Origin of the sequence: Paracoccus indicus (assembly GCF_003056335.1) — a bacterium.
Classification (GTDB): domain Bacteria; phylum Pseudomonadota; class Alphaproteobacteria; order Rhodobacterales; family Rhodobacteraceae; genus Paracoccus; species Paracoccus indicus.
Map to the genome: position 1 here is coordinate 1 of NZ_PYWA01000004.1, position 15,466 is coordinate 15,466.

The 15,466-nt window shown below is 62.6% G+C and carries 11 protein-coding genes; all 11 read right to left on the minus strand.

Going from position 1 to position 15,466, the window contains the following annotated elements:
* The coding region (locus DDE75_RS07380; RefSeq protein WP_240758241.1) for a GTP-binding protein at window positions 1-126 on the minus strand (126 nt) is incomplete at its 3' end.
* Window positions 127-185: 59 nt separating this feature from the next.
* Window positions 186-2,309, minus strand: coding sequence for an elongation factor G (fusA, locus tag DDE75_RS07385; protein ID WP_108501764.1), 2,124 nt, complete (start codon window positions 2,307-2,309; stop codon window positions 186-188).
* 18 nt (window positions 2,310-2,327) lie between these two features.
* Entirely contained in the window at window positions 2,328-2,798 is a 471-nt protein-coding gene (rpsG, locus tag DDE75_RS07390; RefSeq protein ID WP_072295953.1) for a 30S ribosomal protein S7, read from the minus strand.
* A gap of 12 nt (window positions 2,799-2,810) precedes the next feature.
* A complete protein-coding gene (rpsL, locus tag DDE75_RS07395; RefSeq protein ID WP_022705687.1) occupies window positions 2,811-3,182 on the minus strand; it encodes a 30S ribosomal protein S12 in 372 nt (123 codons plus the stop codon).
* 264 nt (window positions 3,183-3,446) lie between these two features.
* Window positions 3,447-4,262: a glycosyltransferase gene (locus DDE75_RS07400; RefSeq protein ID WP_162798944.1), complete on the minus strand. Its 816-nt coding sequence runs from the start codon at window positions 4,260-4,262 to the stop codon at window positions 3,447-3,449.
* 121 nt (window positions 4,263-4,383) lie between these two features.
* Window positions 4,384-8,616, minus strand: coding sequence for a DNA-directed RNA polymerase subunit beta' (gene rpoC, locus DDE75_RS07405; RefSeq protein WP_108501766.1), 4,233 nt, complete (start codon window positions 8,614-8,616; stop codon window positions 4,384-4,386).
* Between the two features lie 52 nt (window positions 8,617-8,668).
* The gene (gene rpoB / locus DDE75_RS07410) at window positions 8,669-12,814 is read right to left on the minus strand and encodes a DNA-directed RNA polymerase subunit beta (protein ID WP_108501767.1); all 4,146 of its coding nucleotides are present in this window, start codon (window positions 12,812-12,814) and stop codon (window positions 8,669-8,671) included.
* A gap of 230 nt (window positions 12,815-13,044) precedes the next feature.
* The gene (gene rplL, locus DDE75_RS07415; protein ID WP_108501768.1) at window positions 13,045-13,416 is read right to left on the minus strand and encodes a 50S ribosomal protein L7/L12; all 372 of its coding nucleotides are present in this window, start codon (window positions 13,414-13,416) and stop codon (window positions 13,045-13,047) included.
* Between the two features lie 65 nt (window positions 13,417-13,481).
* Entirely contained in the window at window positions 13,482-13,997 is a 516-nt protein-coding gene (rplJ, locus tag DDE75_RS07420) for a 50S ribosomal protein L10 (protein WP_108501769.1), read from the minus strand.
* A gap of 262 nt (window positions 13,998-14,259) precedes the next feature.
* A complete protein-coding gene (gene rplA / locus DDE75_RS07425; RefSeq protein ID WP_108501770.1) occupies window positions 14,260-14,958 on the minus strand; it encodes a 50S ribosomal protein L1 in 699 nt (232 codons plus the stop codon).
* Window positions 14,959-14,961: 3 nt separating this feature from the next.
* A complete protein-coding gene (gene rplK / locus DDE75_RS07430; protein ID WP_108501771.1) occupies window positions 14,962-15,414 on the minus strand; it encodes a 50S ribosomal protein L11 in 453 nt (150 codons plus the stop codon).
* Window positions 15,415-15,466 lie beyond the last annotated feature (52 nt).

Below are 15,466 nucleotides of genomic sequence, written 5' to 3' on the forward strand. Positions count from 1 at the left end.
GTAGGCGCGGAAGTCGCCGAAGTACTTCGTGATCGCAGCCGTCAGCGTCGTCTTGCCGTGGTCAACGTGACCGATGGTCCCGATGTTGACGTGCGGTTTGTTCCGTTCAAACTTTGCCTTTGCCATGGAATGGCTCCTTGTTCTTCAATTCGGGTCAGGAGCGGGGCCGAAGCCCCGCTGCAAAATCAGGCGTATTTCTTCTGGATCTCGTCCGAGATGTTCTGCGGCACAGCTTCATAGTGGCTGAACTGCATCGAGAACACCGCGCGGCCCGAAGACATCGAACGCAGGTTGTTGATGTAACCGAACATGTTGGCCAGCGGAACGGCGGCGTCGATGACGTTCGCGTTGCCGCGGCTGTCCTGTCCACGCACCATGCCGCGACGGCTGGTCAGGTCGCCGATGATCGAACCGGTGTATTCTTCCGGCGTCACGACTTCGACCTTCATGATCGGTTCCAGCAGCTTCGCACCGGCCTTGCGCAGACCTTCGCGCATGGCTGCACGGGCAGCGATTTCAAATGCCAGCACCGAGGAGTCGACGTCGTGGAACGCACCATCCGTCAGCGCGACCTTGAAGTCGATGACCGGGAAGCCTGCCAGCGGACCCGAGTCCATGACCGACTTGATGCCCTTCTCGACGCCCGGGATGTATTCCTTGGGCACCGCGCCACCGACGATCTTGCTTTCGAACGAATAGCCTTCGCCCGGCTCGGTCGGGGTGATGGTCATCTTCACGCGTGCGAACTGGCCGGTACCACCGGTCTGTTTCTTGTGCGTGTAGTCGATGTCGGCCGAGGTCGAGATCGTTTCGCGATAGGCCACCTGGGGCGCACCGATGTTCGCCTCGACCTTGAACTCGCGCTTCATGCGGTCGACCAGGATGTCGAGGTGAAGTTCGCCCATGCCCTTCATGATGGTCTGACCCGATTCCAGGTCGGTTTCCACGCGGAAGGACGGATCTTCGGCTGCCAGGCGCTGAAGGGCGATGCCCATCTTTTCCTGGTCGGCCTTCGACTTGGGCTCGACGGCGATCTCGATGACCGGATCGGGGAAGGTCATGGTTTCCAGAACCACCGGGCTTGCGGGATCGCACAGCGTGTCACCCGTGGTGGTTTCCTTAAGACCTGCCAGCGCGATGATGTCGCCTGCGAAGGCTTCCTCGATTTCCTCGCGGTTGATCGAGTGCATCATCATCATGCGGCCGACGCGCTCGCGCTTGCCCTTGGTGGCGTTCAGCATCTGATCGCCCTTCTTCACCACGCCCGAATAGATGCGCGTGAAGGTCAGCGAACCGACGAAGGGGTCGTTCATGATCTTGAAGGCCAGACCCGAGAACGGCTGCGCATCGTCAGCGCGGCGTTCGATGTTGCGCGTCTCGGTTTCGTCGTCGGGCGAGAAGCCCATGTACGGCGGAACGTCCAGCGGGGTCGGCAGGAAGTCGATGACCGAGTTCAGCAGGGGCTGAACGCCCTTGTTCTTGAACGCGGAACCGGCGGTGACCGGGAAGAACGACAGCGACAGCGTGCCTTTGCGGATCAGCTGGCGCAGGGTCGCCTCATCGGGCTCGGTGCCTTCCAGGTAGGCTTCCATGGCTTCATCGTCCTGCTCGACGGCAAGCTCGACCATGTTGGCGCGCCATTCGACGGCCAGATCCTGCAGCTCTTCGCGGATCGGCTGACGGACCCAGCTCGCGCCGAGGTCTTCGCCCATCCAGACCCATTCTTCCATCTTGATCAGGTCGACGATGCCTTCCAGCTTGTCCTCGGCGCCGATCGGCAGAGCGATCGGGCACGGGGTGCCGCCGGTGCGGTCCTTGATCATCTTCACGCAGTTGAAGAAGTCGGCGCCGATCTTGTCCATCTTGTTGACGAACACGATCCGCGGAACCTTGTAGCGGTCGGCCTGGCGCCAGACGGTCTCGGTCTGGGGCTCGACACCGGCGTTGGCGTCCAGAAGGCAGATCGCGCCATCCAGAACGGCCAGCGAGCGTTCGACTTCGATGGTGAAGTCGACGTGGCCGGGGGTGTCGATGATGTTGAAGCGGTACTTGGTGTCGGAAGTCCCTTCGGTGGTCGGGTCTTCCTGACGCTGCCAGAACGTGGTGGTCGCGGCAGACGTGATCGTGATGCCGCGCTCCTGCTCCTGCTCCATCCAGTCCATGGTCGCGGCGCCGTCATGCACTTCGCCGATCTTGTGCGACTTGCCGGTGTAGAACAGAATACGCTCGGTCGTCGTGGTCTTGCCGGCATCGATGTGGGCCATGATGCCGAAGTTGCGGTAACGCTGCAGCGGATAATCGCGTGCCATGGTCGGGATCCTTTCGCCTTACCAGCGGTAGTGGCTGAACGCCTTGTTGGCGTCGGCCATCTTGTGCGTGTCTTCGCGCTTCTTCACGGCGGTGCCGCGGCCGTTGACCGCGTCGGCAAGCTCGCCTGCAAGGCGCTCTTCCATCGTGTTTTCGTTGCGCTTGGCAGCGGCAGTGATCAGCCAGCGGATGGCCAGGGCCTCGCGGCGGATCGGGCGGACTTCGACGGGAACCTGGTAGGTGGCACCACCGACGCGGCGCGAACGCACTTCGACGGAGGGTTTCACGTTGTCCAGGGCCTCGTGGAAGACTTCGATCGGTTCGCGCTTCAGGCGCGTCTCGACGCGCTCGAGCGCGTTGTAGACGATCCGTTCGGCGACCGACTTCTTGCCGTCAACCATCAGGTTGTTCATGAATTTGGTCAGCACGCGATCGCCAAACTTGGCGTCGGGCAGGACATCGCGCTTTACAGCGGCGTGACGACGGGACATTGATGCCTCTCCTTATTTCGGACGCTTGGCGCCGTATTTCGAACGACGCTGACGACGGTCTTTGACGCCTTGGGTATCCAGAACACCGCGCAGGATGTGGTAACGGACACCCGGAAGGTCTTTGACGCGGCCGCCGCGGATCAGCACGACACTGTGTTCCTGCAGGTTGTGCTTTTCGCCCGGAATGTAGGAGATGACCTCGAAGCCATTCGTCAGGCGGACCTTGGCCACCTTACGCATAGCGGAGTTCGGTTTCTTCGGCGTCGTGGTGTAGACGCGCGTGCAGACGCCGCGCTTCTGCGGGCAGCCCTGAAGGTGCTGCGACTTGCTGCGCTGCACTTTCGGCTGCCGCGGTTTGCGGATCAGCTGTTGGATCGTAGGCATTCGGTTCCCCGTCTTGCTCTGTCAATACTCGCAACCAGACCGGTTGCGCCTCTTCTCGACGGCATCTTGCGCGAATCGCAAAATACCAAGCCCGCCGCGCCGGAAACCGGGTGACGGGCATGATTTCAGAGGATCGGGGCGTATTTCGGCCCGGATCGTGACCTCATATGTTCATGTGCCCAAGACGGTTTCCCGCCGGGTAGCGGGGCTATAGGCGGATTCCGGCGGACTGTCAACATCGCCCCCCGGCGCGTCACCCAAGCGTCACCCGGTCAGCGCCGCCAGATCCTCCAGCACGCGTCGTCCGAAACCGAAGCGGCGCGGGATCAGGCGGGCCAGCGGCTCGTCCTCGGGTTGCCATGGCGTGCCCGGTCCCATGGCACCGGAATCGCTGTCCTGGTGGATCGAGCGGATGAACATCACAGGCGCATTGACCGAGACCCCCGGCATCCATTTCGCCAGCGCGACGTGATTGAAGCTGAGCGCCGTCAGCCCCGCATCGGGCCGCAGGAAGATCGTCAGCGCGACCCCCATGTTGTGGCAGAGCCAGGGCTTGATCGACAGCTTGCCCCCCGCCGCCGTGACCATCAGGCCGCGCCCGTAATCCAGCGACAGCCGCTCCTCGGTCAGCCACAGGTCCCTGACGCGCAGGAAATCGGCGCGGCTGCGTTCGATGTAGTCCAACGCCACGGCATCATCGTCGTCATGTCGGAAATGCCCCACGACATCGGCAGAGGCATCGACATGCGGGGCGACCGCTTTCAGGCAGGCCTCCCGGTGCTTCTCCATCGGCGGCACCAGAGACAGCCGCAGCTGTGCGACCCGGTCGCACAGCGCGGTCAGCCGCGACAGATAAGGTTCGGGCAGATCGGGGCCGGTCATCACGACCAGCGTGAAATCGGGATCGGTCTGTGCCAGCCAGCCGGGTATGGCGACGCGTTCGAACCACAGCCAGCGCCGCTCCAGCCGGTCGGGATCGTAAAGATAGGCCCGCCGCGCCGCATAGTCGTCATGTTCGACCTGAAAGCCACGCAATCCGACATAGGAGAACCTGCATAATCCCAGCATCTGGATCTTCATGCCCGCCTCCTCGCTTCGCCCTTCCAGCGATAGCGCGGTGGCGCGATTGCCGCAAGTTCGCCCCCTCAAACGACAAAGGCCCGGCGTGATGCCGGGCCCTTGCCTTGTCATGTGACCGGGATCAATCCTCGGGATTGGTCTCAGGCATGTCGATGATCGGGCTTGCCTCGGCGGCAGGCTCGGGTGCGGCCAATGCGGCTGCGGCCTCCGCCTCGGCGCGGCGTGCCTCGATCACTTCCGAGTCGCGCTCGGAGGCGATGCGACGCACGCGGGCGGTCGCGCCACCGGTACCGGCCGGGATCAGACGGCCGACGATGACGTTTTCCTTCAGCCCGACCAGCTTGTCGCGCTTGCCCTGAACGGCAGCCTCGGTCAGCACGCGCGTCGTTTCCTGGAAGGACGCGGCCGAGATGAAGCTGCGGGTCTGCAGCGACGCCTTGGTGATGCCCAGCAGGACCGGTTCGCCCGTGGCCGGACGTCCGCCGCGTGCCTCGATCTTGGCGTTTTCAGCCTCGAAGTCGTCACGCTCGACGTGTTCACCCTTCAGCAGCGTGGTCTCGCCGCTGTCGATGATCTCGATCTTCTGCAGCATCTGGCGAACGATCACCTCGATGTGCTTGTCGTTGATCTTCACGCCCTGCAGTCGATAGACGTCCTGCACCTCGTCGATCAGGTAGTCGGCCAAGGCCTCGATACCCATGATGCGCAGGATGTCATGCGGGGCGGGGTTGCCGTCCATGATGTAGTCGCCACGCTGCACGAAGTCGCCTTCCTGCACCGGGATGTGCTTGCCCTTCGGCACCATGTATTCGACCGGCGCCACGCCCTCTTCTGCGGGCTCGATGCTGATGCGGCGCTTGTTCTTGTAGTCCTTGCCAAAGCGCACATAGCCGTCGATTTCCGCGATGATCGCGTGATCCTTGGGACGACGGGCCTCGAACAGTTCCGCCACGCGGGGAAGACCCCCGGTGATGTCCTTGGTCCGTGCACCTTCGCGCGGGATACGCGCCACCACGTCGCCGGGCCGGATCTCCTGGCCGTCCTCGATCGACAGGATGGCATCCACCGACATCGGATAACTGACCGGGTTGCCCTGGTCGTTGCGCACCGGTTCGCCATTGGCGTCCATGATGATGATCTCGGGCTTGAGGTCGTTGCCTTTCGGCGCCGACCGCCAGTCGGTCACGATCTTCTGGGTCATGCCGGTCGCATCGTCGGTCTCGTCGCGGACCGAGATCCCCGACATCAGGTCGACGAACTTGGCCACGCCGCCCTTTTCCGCGATGATCGGCAGGGTATAGGGATCCCATTCGAACAGCTTGGCGCCGCGGATGACCCGATCGCCTTCCTTCACGAACAGCTTCGAACCGTAGAACAGCTTGTGGCTGGCGCGCTCCTGCCCCTGGTCGTCCAGGACGATCAGCTGCATGTTGCGCGACATCACGACCTGCTCGCCGTTAGCGTTCTCCAGGATGCTCTCGTTGCGGAACTGGATCGTGCCCTCGTGCGAGGCCGCCTGGAAGGACTGCTGACCACCCTGGGCGATGCCGCCGATGTGGAAGGTCCGCATCGTCAGCTGGGTGCCCGGTTCACCGATCGACTGCGCGGCGATGATGCCGACAGCCTCGCCGATGTTGACCAGCGTGCCGCGTGCAAGGTCGCGACCATAGCAGAGCGCGCAGATGCCGTCCTCGGATTCGCAGGTCAGCGCCGAACGGATGCGGATCTGCTGGACAGCCGCCTTCTCGATGGCATCGGCCTTGCGTTCGTCGACCACTTCGCCGGCGCGGATGATGATCTCATCCGTGCCCGGAACCAGCACGTCCTCGGCCACGGTGCGGCCCAGAACACGCTCGCTCAGCGGGCTGATCACCTCGCCGTCGTTGATCGCGGCCGAAGCCGTGATCGAGTTCTCGGTGCCGCAGTCATGCTCGCGGATGATGCAATCCTGCGCCACGTCGACCAGACGACGGGTCAGGTAACCCGAGTTCGCCGTCTTCAACGCGGTGTCCGACAGACCCTTCCGGGCGCCGTGGGTCGAGTTGAAGTATTCAAGAACGGTCAGACCTTCCTTGAAGTTCGAGATGATCGGCGTCTCGATGATCTCGCCCGAGGGCTTGGCCATCAGGCCGCGCATGCCGCCCAGCTGCTTCATCTGGTTGACCGAACCACGCGCACCCGAGTGGGCCATCATGTAGACCGAGTTCGGCTCCATCTCGGCGCCGCTCTCGTCCATCTTGGTGGCCGAGATGGTGGACATCATGGCTTCGGTCACGCGGTCGTTGCACTTGGACCAGGCGTCGACAACCTTGTTGTACTTTTCGCCCTGGGTGATCAGGCCGTCCAGATACTGCTGTTCGAATTCCTTGACCTGCTCCTGGACCTCTTCGACGATCGACCACTTGTTGTCGGGAACGACCATGTCGTCCTTGCCGAAGCTGATGCCGGCGCGGAATGCTTCACGGAAGCCCAGACCCATGATCTGGTCGCAGAAGATGACCGATTCCTTCTGGCCGCAATAGCGGTAGACGGTGTCGATGACGACCTGCACGTCCTTCTTGCGCAGCAGACGGTTCACCAGCTCGAACGGAGCCTTGGCGTTCATCGGCAGCAGTGCGCCAAGGCGCATGCGGCCCGGTGTGGTCTCGAAGCGCTGAAGAACCTCGTTGCCGTTCTCGTCGATCTGACGGATCCGGGCGGTGATCTTCGAGTGCAGATGCACCTCGCCTGCGGCCAGGGCGTGCTCGACCTCCTCGATGTTGGCGAAGGACATGCCCTCGCCCTTCATGCCTTCGCGCTGCATCGAAGTGTAATACAGGCCAAGGATCATGTCCTGCGAGGGAACGATGATCGGCGCGCCGTTGGCGGGCGACAGGACGTTGTTGGTCGACATCATCAGGACGCGCGCTTCCAGCTGCGCTTCCAGCGACAGCGGAACGTGCACGGCCATCTGGTCGCCGTCGAAGTCGGCGTTGAAGGCCGAGCAGACCAGCGGGTGCAGCTGGATCGCCTTGCCCTCGATCAGCGTGGGTTCGAAGGCCTGGATACCGAGACGGTGCAGCGTGGGCGCACGGTTCAGCAGAACCGGATGCTCGCGGATGACCTCTTCCAGGATGTCCCAGACCTCGGGACGCTCTTTCTCGACCAGCTTCTTGGCCTGCTTGACCGTGCTGGACAGCCCCTTCGCTTCAAGGCGCGAATAGATGAAGGGCTTGAACAGTTCCAAGGCCATCTTCTTGGGCAAACCGCACTGATGCAGCTTCAGTTCCGGACCGGTCACGATGACCGAACGGCCCGAGAAGTCGACCCGCTTGCCCAGAAGGTTCTGGCGGAAGCGGCCCTGCTTGCCCTTCAGCATGTCCGACAGCGACTTCAACGGGCGACGGTTGTTCCCGGTGATGACGCGGCCACGACGGCCGTTGTCGAACAGCGCATCGACCGATTCCTGCAGCATCCGCTTTTCGTTGCGCACGATGATGTCGGGCGCACGAAGCTCGATCAGGCGCTTCAGGCGGTTGTTGCGGTTGATGACGCGACGATAGAGGTCGTTCAGGTCGGACGTCGCGAAGCGGCCGCCGTCCAGCGGAACCAGCGGACGCAGTTCCGGCGGGATGACCGGGATGACCGTCATGATCATCCACTCGGGACGGTTGGCCGACTCCAGGAAGCTCTCGACGATCTTCAGGCGCTTGATGATCTTCTTGGGCTTCAGCTCGCCGGTGGCGGCCTTCAGGTCCTCGCGCAGCTGCTCGGCAGTTGCAGCCAGATCGATGTTGGCCAGCATCGCACGGATGGCTTCGGCGCCGATGTCGGCCTGGAAGGCGTCCGCACCATAGTTGTCCTGCGCGTCGAGGAATTCCTCTTCGCCCAGCAACTGGCCATAGGTCAGGTCGGTCAGACCCGGCTCGATGACGACATAGTTCTCGAAGTAGAGGATGCGTTCCAGATCGCGCAGCGTCATGTCCAGCATCAGGCCGATGCGGGAGGGCAGCGACTTCAGGAACCAGATGTGCGCGACGGGCGCTGCCAGTTCGATATGGCCCATGCGTTCGCGACGGACCTTCTGCAGCGTGACTTCCACGCCGCATTTCTCGCAAACCAGGCCGCGATACTTCATGCGCTTGTATTTGCCGCAGAGGCATTCGTAGTCCTTGATCGGACCGAAGATGCGCGCGCAGAACAGACCATCGCGTTCCGGCTTGAACGTGCGATAATTGATCGTCTCGGGCTTCTTCACCTCGCCGAAGGACCAGGCCAGAATTTCTTCCGGCGAGGCCAGCGAGATCTTGATCTCATCGAACTGCCGCGTGGGGGCCAGCGGGTTCAGAGGGTTGGTGGCAAGTTCCTGGTTCATTTCCAATTCCTAATGAAGGGCACGGTGGAAGGGTGAGTGGGGGCTTGGGCCCTCACTCGTCTTCTTCCGCATCCAGGAGTTCCATGTTGAGGCCCAGACCCCGGACCTCCTTGACCAGAACGTTGAACGATTCCGGCACGCCTGCTTCAAAGTTATCCTCGCCCTTGACGATGGACTCATAGACCTTGGTGCGGCCTGCGACGTCGTCCGACTTCACGGTCAGCATTTCCTGCAAGGTGTAGGCGGCGCCATAGGCCTCAAGTGCCCAGACTTCCATCTCACCCAAGCGCTGGCCACCGAACTGGGCCTTACCGCCCAGGGGCTGCTGCGTGACAAGGCTGTACGGACCCGTCGAACGGGCGTGCATCTTGTCATCGACCAGGTGGTGCAGCTTCAGGATGTACTTCATCCCGACGGTGACCTTGCGGGCGAACTGTTCACCCGTGCGGCCATCGAACACCACCGACTGACCCGAGGTATCGAACCCGGCACGTGTCAGCGCATCGTTGATGTCGGCTTCCTTGGCGCCATCGAAGACCGGGGTGGCGATCGGAACACCCGTGCGAACGGTATTGGCGTGTTCGCGCAGCTGCTCGTCCTCCATGCCGTCGAAGGTCGAGGCATAGAGATCGTCGCCATAGCCGTTCTTCATCGCGTCACGGACCGGGGTCATGTCGCCGTCACGGCGATAGGACTCCAGCGCCTCGTCGATCTTGATGCCAAGACCGCGCGATGCCCAACCCATGTGGGTTTCGAGGATCTGACCCACGTTCATGCGCGAGGGCACGCCAAGCGGGTTCATCACCAGGTCGACGGGGGTACCATCGGCCAGGAACGGCATGTCTTCCATGGCCACGACCTTGGAGACGACACCCTTGTTGCCGTGACGACCGGCCATCTTGTCGCCGGCCTGAAGCTTGCGCTTCACGGCCACGAAGACCTTGACCATCTTCATCACGCCGGGGGGCAGGTCGTCGCCCTGACGGACCTTCTCGACCTTGTCCTCGAAGCGGGCTTCCAGAAGCTTCTTCTGGGCGTCGTACTGCTGGTTCAGCGCCTCGACGTCCTTCGCGACGTCTTCCTCGCCGACGGCCAGCTGCCACCACTGACCACGGCTCAGCGTGCCCAGCAGGTCCTCGGTGATTTCGGTGTTCGCCTTGACGCCCTTCGGCCCCTTGACGGCAACCTTGCCCAGGATCAGCGCCTTCAGACGCGAATAGACGTTGCGATCCAGGATGCCCTGTTCGTCGTCACGGTCGCGCGCCAAGCGCTCGACCTCTTCGCGTTCGATCTGCAGCGCGCGTTCGTCCTTGTCCACACCATGGCGGTTGAAGACGCGGACTTCGACGATCGTGCCATAGGCACCCGGCGGCAGACGCAGCGAGGTATCGCGGACGTCGGAAGCCTTCTCACCGAAGATGGCGCGCAGCAGCTTTTCTTCCGGCGTCATCGGGCTTTCGCCCTTGGGGGTGATCTTGCCTACCAGGATGTCGCCCGGACCGCATTCCGCACCGATATAGACGATGCCGGCTTCATCCAGATTGCGCAGGGCTTCTTCGCCCACGTTCGGGATGTCGCGCGTGATCTCTTCCGGCCCCAGCTTGGTGTCACGGGCCGCCACTTCGTATTCGTCGATGTGGATCGAGGTGAACACGTCGTCGCGGTGGATCCGTTCGCTGATCAGGATCGAGTCTTCATAGTTGTAGCCGTTCCACGGCATGAACGCGACGACCACGTTGCGACCGATGGCCAGTTCGCCCTGGTCGGTCGAGGGACCGTCCGCGATGACCTGGTTGGCCACGACCTTCTCGCCCACCTTGACCAGCGGACGCTGGTTGATGGTCGAGGACTGGTTCGAACGCTTGAACTTGCGCAGACGATAGATGTCCACGCCCGCGTCGCCCGCACCCAGGCTCTCGGTTGCGCGCACCACGATACGCTGCGCATCGACCTGATCGATGACACCGCCGCGACGTGCCATGATGGCGGCGCCGGAATCGCGGGCCACGGTCGCTTCCATGCCGGTGCCCACGAAGGGAGCCTCGGCGCGCAGAAGCGGCACGGCCTGACGCTGCATGTTCGAGCCCATCAGGGCGCGGTTGGCGTCGTCGTTTTCAAGGAAGGGGATCAGCGCCGCAGCGACCGAAACCAGCTGCTTGGGCGACACGTCGATCAGGTCGATGGCGTCGACCGGGTTCAACATGAAGTCGCCCGACTGGCGGGTGCTGATCAGTTCGTCGACGAAGCCGCCATCGGCGTCCAGCGTCGCGTTGGCCTGGGCCACCGTGTGACGCATTTCCTCGGTCGCGGACATATAGACCACGTCGTCGGTCACCTTGCCCTCGATCACCTTGCGATAGGGGGTCTCGATGAAGCCGTACTTGTTCACCCGCGCGAAAGTCGCGAGGCTGTTGATCAGGCCGATGTTCTGACCTTCCGGGGTCTCAATCGGGCACATCCGGCCATAGTGGGTCGGGTGAACGTCGCGGACCTCGAAGCCTGCGCGTTCGCGCGTCAGACCGCCCGGCCCAAGCGCCGAGAGGCGACGCTTGTGCGTCACTTCGGACAGCGGGTTGGTCTGGTCCATGAACTGCGACAGCTGGCTCGAGCCGAAGAATTCACGCACAGCCGCCGCCGCGGGTTTCGCGTTGATCAGGTCCTGCGGCATGACGGTGTCGATCTCGACGCCGGACATGCGCTCGCGGATGGCACGCTCCATGCGCAGCAGGCCGACGCGATACTGGTTTTCCATCAGTTCGCCGACCGAACGCACACGACGGTTGCCCAGGTGGTCGATGTCGTCGATCTCGCCCTTGCCGTCGCGCAGTTCCACAAGACCGTGGACGCAGGCGACGATGTCCTCGTGACGCAGCGTGCGCTGCGTGTCGGGGGCATCCAGGTCGAGGCGCATGTTCATCTTGACGCGACCGACGGCCGAGAGGTCGTAACGCTCGCTGTCGAAGAACAGGCTGTCGAACAGGTTCGAGGCGGCCTCGACGGTGGGCGGCTCGCCCGGACGCATGACGCGATAGATGTCCATCAGCGCCTGTTCGCGGTTCATGTTCTTGTCGGCCGCCATGGTGTTGCGGATGTAGGGGCCGACGTTGACATGGTCGATGTCCAGAACCGGGACGTCCTCGATGCCGTTGTCCAGCAGGACCTTCAGCAGGCCGCCGTTCATTTCGCCGTCCTTGGCGTATTCGACGGTGATCTCATCGCCGGCCTCGGCATAGATGAAGCCGGTTTCCTCGTTGATGATGTCCTTGGCGACGAAGCGGCCGACAATGCGCTCGAAGGGAACCAGCAGGTTCAGCTGTTCGCCGGTCTCCTGCAGTTTCTTCACGGTGCGCGGCGTGACCTTCTCGCCTGCCTTGGCGATGATCTCGCCGGTGTCGGCGTTGACCAGATCGAAGGACGGACGGGTGCCGCGGACACGCTCGGGGAAGAAGCGCGTGACCCAGCCCTGCTCGCGGCCATCGCGGCGCAGGGTGTAGCTGACCGTTTCGTAGAAGCTGTCCATGATCGCTTCCTGGTCCATGCCCAGAGCATAGAGAAGCGTCGTCACCGGCAGCTTGCGGCGACGGTCGATGCGCGCAAAGACCAGGTCCTTGGCGTCGAATTCAAAGTCCAGCCAGCTGCCGCGGTACGGAATGATCCGGCATGCGAACAGCAGCTTGCCCGAGGAATGGGTCTTGCCGCGATCGTGGTCAAAGAAGACGCCCGGGCTGCGGTGCATCTGGCTGACGACGACACGCTCGGTGCCGTTGACGACGAAGGTGCCGTTCTGGGTCATCAGGGGCATGTCGCCCATGAAGACGTCCTGCTCCTTGATGTCCTTGACCGATTTGGCCCCGGTGTTTTCATCGACATCGAACACGATCAGACGCAGGGTGACCTTCAGCGGCGCGGCATAGGTCATGTCGCGCTGCTGGCACTCGTCCACGTCGTACTTGGGGTGCTCAAGCTCGTATTTCACGAATTCCAGCGTTGCGGTCTCGTTGAAGTCCTTGATCGGGAACACCGACTGGAACACGCCCTGGATCCCGTCGCCATCATTGTGGCCGGTGCCTTCGCCCGAATTCAGGAAGAGGTCGTAGGAGGATTTCTGAACCTCGATCAGGTTCGGCATCTCCAGAACTTCACGGATGTTGCCATAGTAGCGCCGGATACGCTTCTGGCCGACATAAGCTTGCGCCATGGGGTCTTGTCACCTTTCGTCTTCGCGCGCGTTCCGGGTCGGGGCCCCCGGAATACGGCCTACGAATGCAGGGGTGAGGTTCCATTCATGCCGCCCGTCCCACCGTGCGGCTCCCGAACCTCGAACATGCCCTGAAGGAATGTCCGCCGCGCGGACCGCCCTTCAAGACAGGTTCGGCAGGGACCGGGAAAACCCGGACCCTGCCTGTCTCAAACCGATCTTGCGACCGATTACTTGAGTTCGATCTTGGCGCCAGCTGCTTCCAGCTTCGCCTTGATTTCTTCGGCTTCTGCCTTGGCAGCGCCTTCCTTGACCTTGCCGCCAGCTTCGACCAGGTCCTTGGCTTCTTTCAGGCCCAGACCGGTGATGCCGCGAACTTCCTTGATCACGTTGATCTTGCTTGCGCCGGCGTCGACCAGGACGACGTCGAATTCGGTCTTTTCTTCTGCGGCTTCGCCAGCAGCAGCGGGACCAGCCATCATGACGGCGCCACCGGCAGCCGGCTCGATGCCGTACTCATCCTTCAGGATGGTCTTCAGTTCCTGGGCTTCCAGCAGGGTCAGGCCCACGATTTCTTCGGCGAGTTTCTTCAGATCAGCCATTTTTCCGTTCTTTCCAGTTAGTGTTCCAACGTCGGGTTTCGAACCACCAGTCGGGGATCAGTTGCTTACGCAGCCTCACGCTCTTCCAAGGTCGTGAGGATGCTCGCGATGTTCGAAGCAGGCGCGCCAATGGCACCGGCGATGTTCGAGGCGGGCGCACCGATGCAGGACGCGATCTGAGCGATGAGCTCCTCACGCGACGGCATCGAGGCGACGGCTTTCACACCGGCCGGATCCAGGGCCGAGTCACCCATCGCACCACCCAGGATCACGAAACGTTCGTTGTCCTTGGCGTACTTGTCGGCGATCCGGGCGGCAGCCACGGGATCTTCCGAATAGGTGATCACGGTCATGCCCGTCAGGTAGTCGGCGATGCTTGCGCAAGGCTTACCTTCCAGGGCGATCTTGGCGAGCTTGTTCTTGGCAACGCGAACGGAACCACCGGCTTCGCGCATGCGCGCCCGGAGGTCCTGCATATGTGCAACCGTCATCCCCTCGTAGTGGGCAACCACCACGACGCCAGAGCTTTCAAAGATCTGGCCGAGCTCGTCGACCACCTGTTCTTTTTGTGCTCTATCCACGGTTTCACTCCAAGTTGGGGGTTTCCCCCCGGCTCTCACTTTCCTGCGCCCGGAACCGGGCAACAGGTCGGGTCCGCATCGGGGCAAGATCGCCCGAAGGACTGGCCTTCGGAAAAATGCTTCCCCGTCTCAGGAAGGACATTAAGCAGGCGGTTGCCTGCACCCTCCGTCTCGGACAGGACGGGGCGGCCTCGGCAGCCCCGCCATTCCCGACCCGAAGGTCAGGAAACTTGTGGGATGCGCCTTGGGCGCATCCGAAAACTCAGCTGGCGGCTGCCGAAGCGACATCCACCGAAACGCCCGGGCCCATGGTCGAGCTGATCGAGACTTTTTGCATATAAGTCCCTTTCGCGCCAGTGGGCTTCGCCTTGCTGACCGCATCGACGAATGCACGCAGGTTCTGGGCCAGCTTGTCCTCGTCGAACGAGACCTTGCCGATGCCTGCGTGAACCACGCCAGCCTTTTCAGCCTTGAACTGCACTTCGCCGCCCTTGGCAGCTTCGACGGCCGATTTGACGTCCATCGTCACCGTGCCGACCTTGGGGTTCGGCATCAGGTTGCGCGGGCCCAGGATCTTGCCGAGACGGCCGACCAGCGGCATCATGTCCGGCGTCGCGATGCAACGGTCGAAGTCGATCTTGCCGGCCTGGATGGCTTCCATCAGGTCCTCGGCGCCGACGATCTCGGCACCGGCGGCCTTGGCTTCGTCAGCCTTGGGACCACGTGCGAAAACGGCGACGCGGACGTCCTTGCCGGTGCCTGCGGGCAGGGTCACCACACCGCGGACCATCTGGTCAGCGTGACGCGGATCGACGCCCAGGTTCAGCGCGATCTCGACGGTCTCGTCGAACTTGGCGGTCGCGGCGGACTTGACCAGCTTGACAGCCTCTTCGACGGTCAGGTTGGACTTGCCTTCAAAGGCAGCGCGGGCTGCAACTTTCTTTTTCGAAAACTTTGCCATGACTTAGCCTTTCACCTCGATACCGATCGAACGGGCCGAGCCGACGATGATCTTCATGGCCTGATCGATGTCGTTTGCCGACAGGTCAGCCATCTTGGTTTCGGCGATCTCGCGGACCTGCTTGACCGTGACCGAACCGGCGTTCATGCGACCGGGCTTTTCCGAACCGCGTGCACGGTTGCGCTTGCCGACGGGCTTCAGACCGGCGGCGCGCTTCAGCAGGAAGGATGCCGGCGGGGTCTTGGTCACGAAGGTGAACGACTTGTCCGCGTAATAGGTGATCACGACGGGAACGGGCGAGCCCGCTTCCATTTCCTGCGTCTTGGCGTTGAACGCCTTGCAGAATTCCATGATGTTGATGCCGCGCTGACCCAGTGCGGGGCCGACGGGGGGCGACGGGTTCGCTTGGCCCGCCTTGATCTGCAGCTTCAGCTGCCCGACAACTTTCTTGGCCATGTGGCCTCTCCTTCATCATCACGCCTGCGATGGCAGGCCTTGACTTAGCGGT

Coding starts and splice junctions, on each gene's coding strand:
- fusA (WP_108501764.1), bottom strand. CDS start 2,309: ATGGCACGCGATTATCCGCTGCAGCGTTACCGCAACTTCGGCATCATG.
- rpsG (WP_072295953.1), bottom strand. CDS start 2,798: ATGTCCCGTCGTCACGCCGCTGTAAAGCGCGATGTCCTGCCCGACGCC.
- rpsL (WP_022705687.1), bottom strand. CDS start 3,182: ATGCCTACGATCCAACAGCTGATCCGCAAACCGCGGCAGCCGAAAGTG.
- DDE75_RS07400 (WP_162798944.1), bottom strand. CDS start 4,262: ATGAAGATCCAGATGCTGGGATTATGCAGGTTCTCCTATGTCGGATTG.
- rpoC (WP_108501766.1), bottom strand. CDS start 8,616: ATGAACCAGGAACTTGCCACCAACCCTCTGAACCCGCTGGCCCCCACG.
- rpoB (WP_108501767.1), bottom strand. CDS start 12,814: ATGGCGCAAGCTTATGTCGGCCAGAAGCGTATCCGGCGCTACTATGGC.
- rplL (WP_108501768.1), bottom strand. CDS start 13,416: ATGGCTGATCTGAAGAAACTCGCCGAAGAAATCGTGGGCCTGACCCTG.
- rplA (WP_108501770.1), bottom strand. CDS start 14,958: ATGGCAAAGTTTTCGAAAAAGAAAGTTGCAGCCCGCGCTGCCTTTGAA.
- rplK (WP_108501771.1), bottom strand. CDS start 15,414: ATGGCCAAGAAAGTTGTCGGGCAGCTGAAGCTGCAGATCAAGGCGGGC.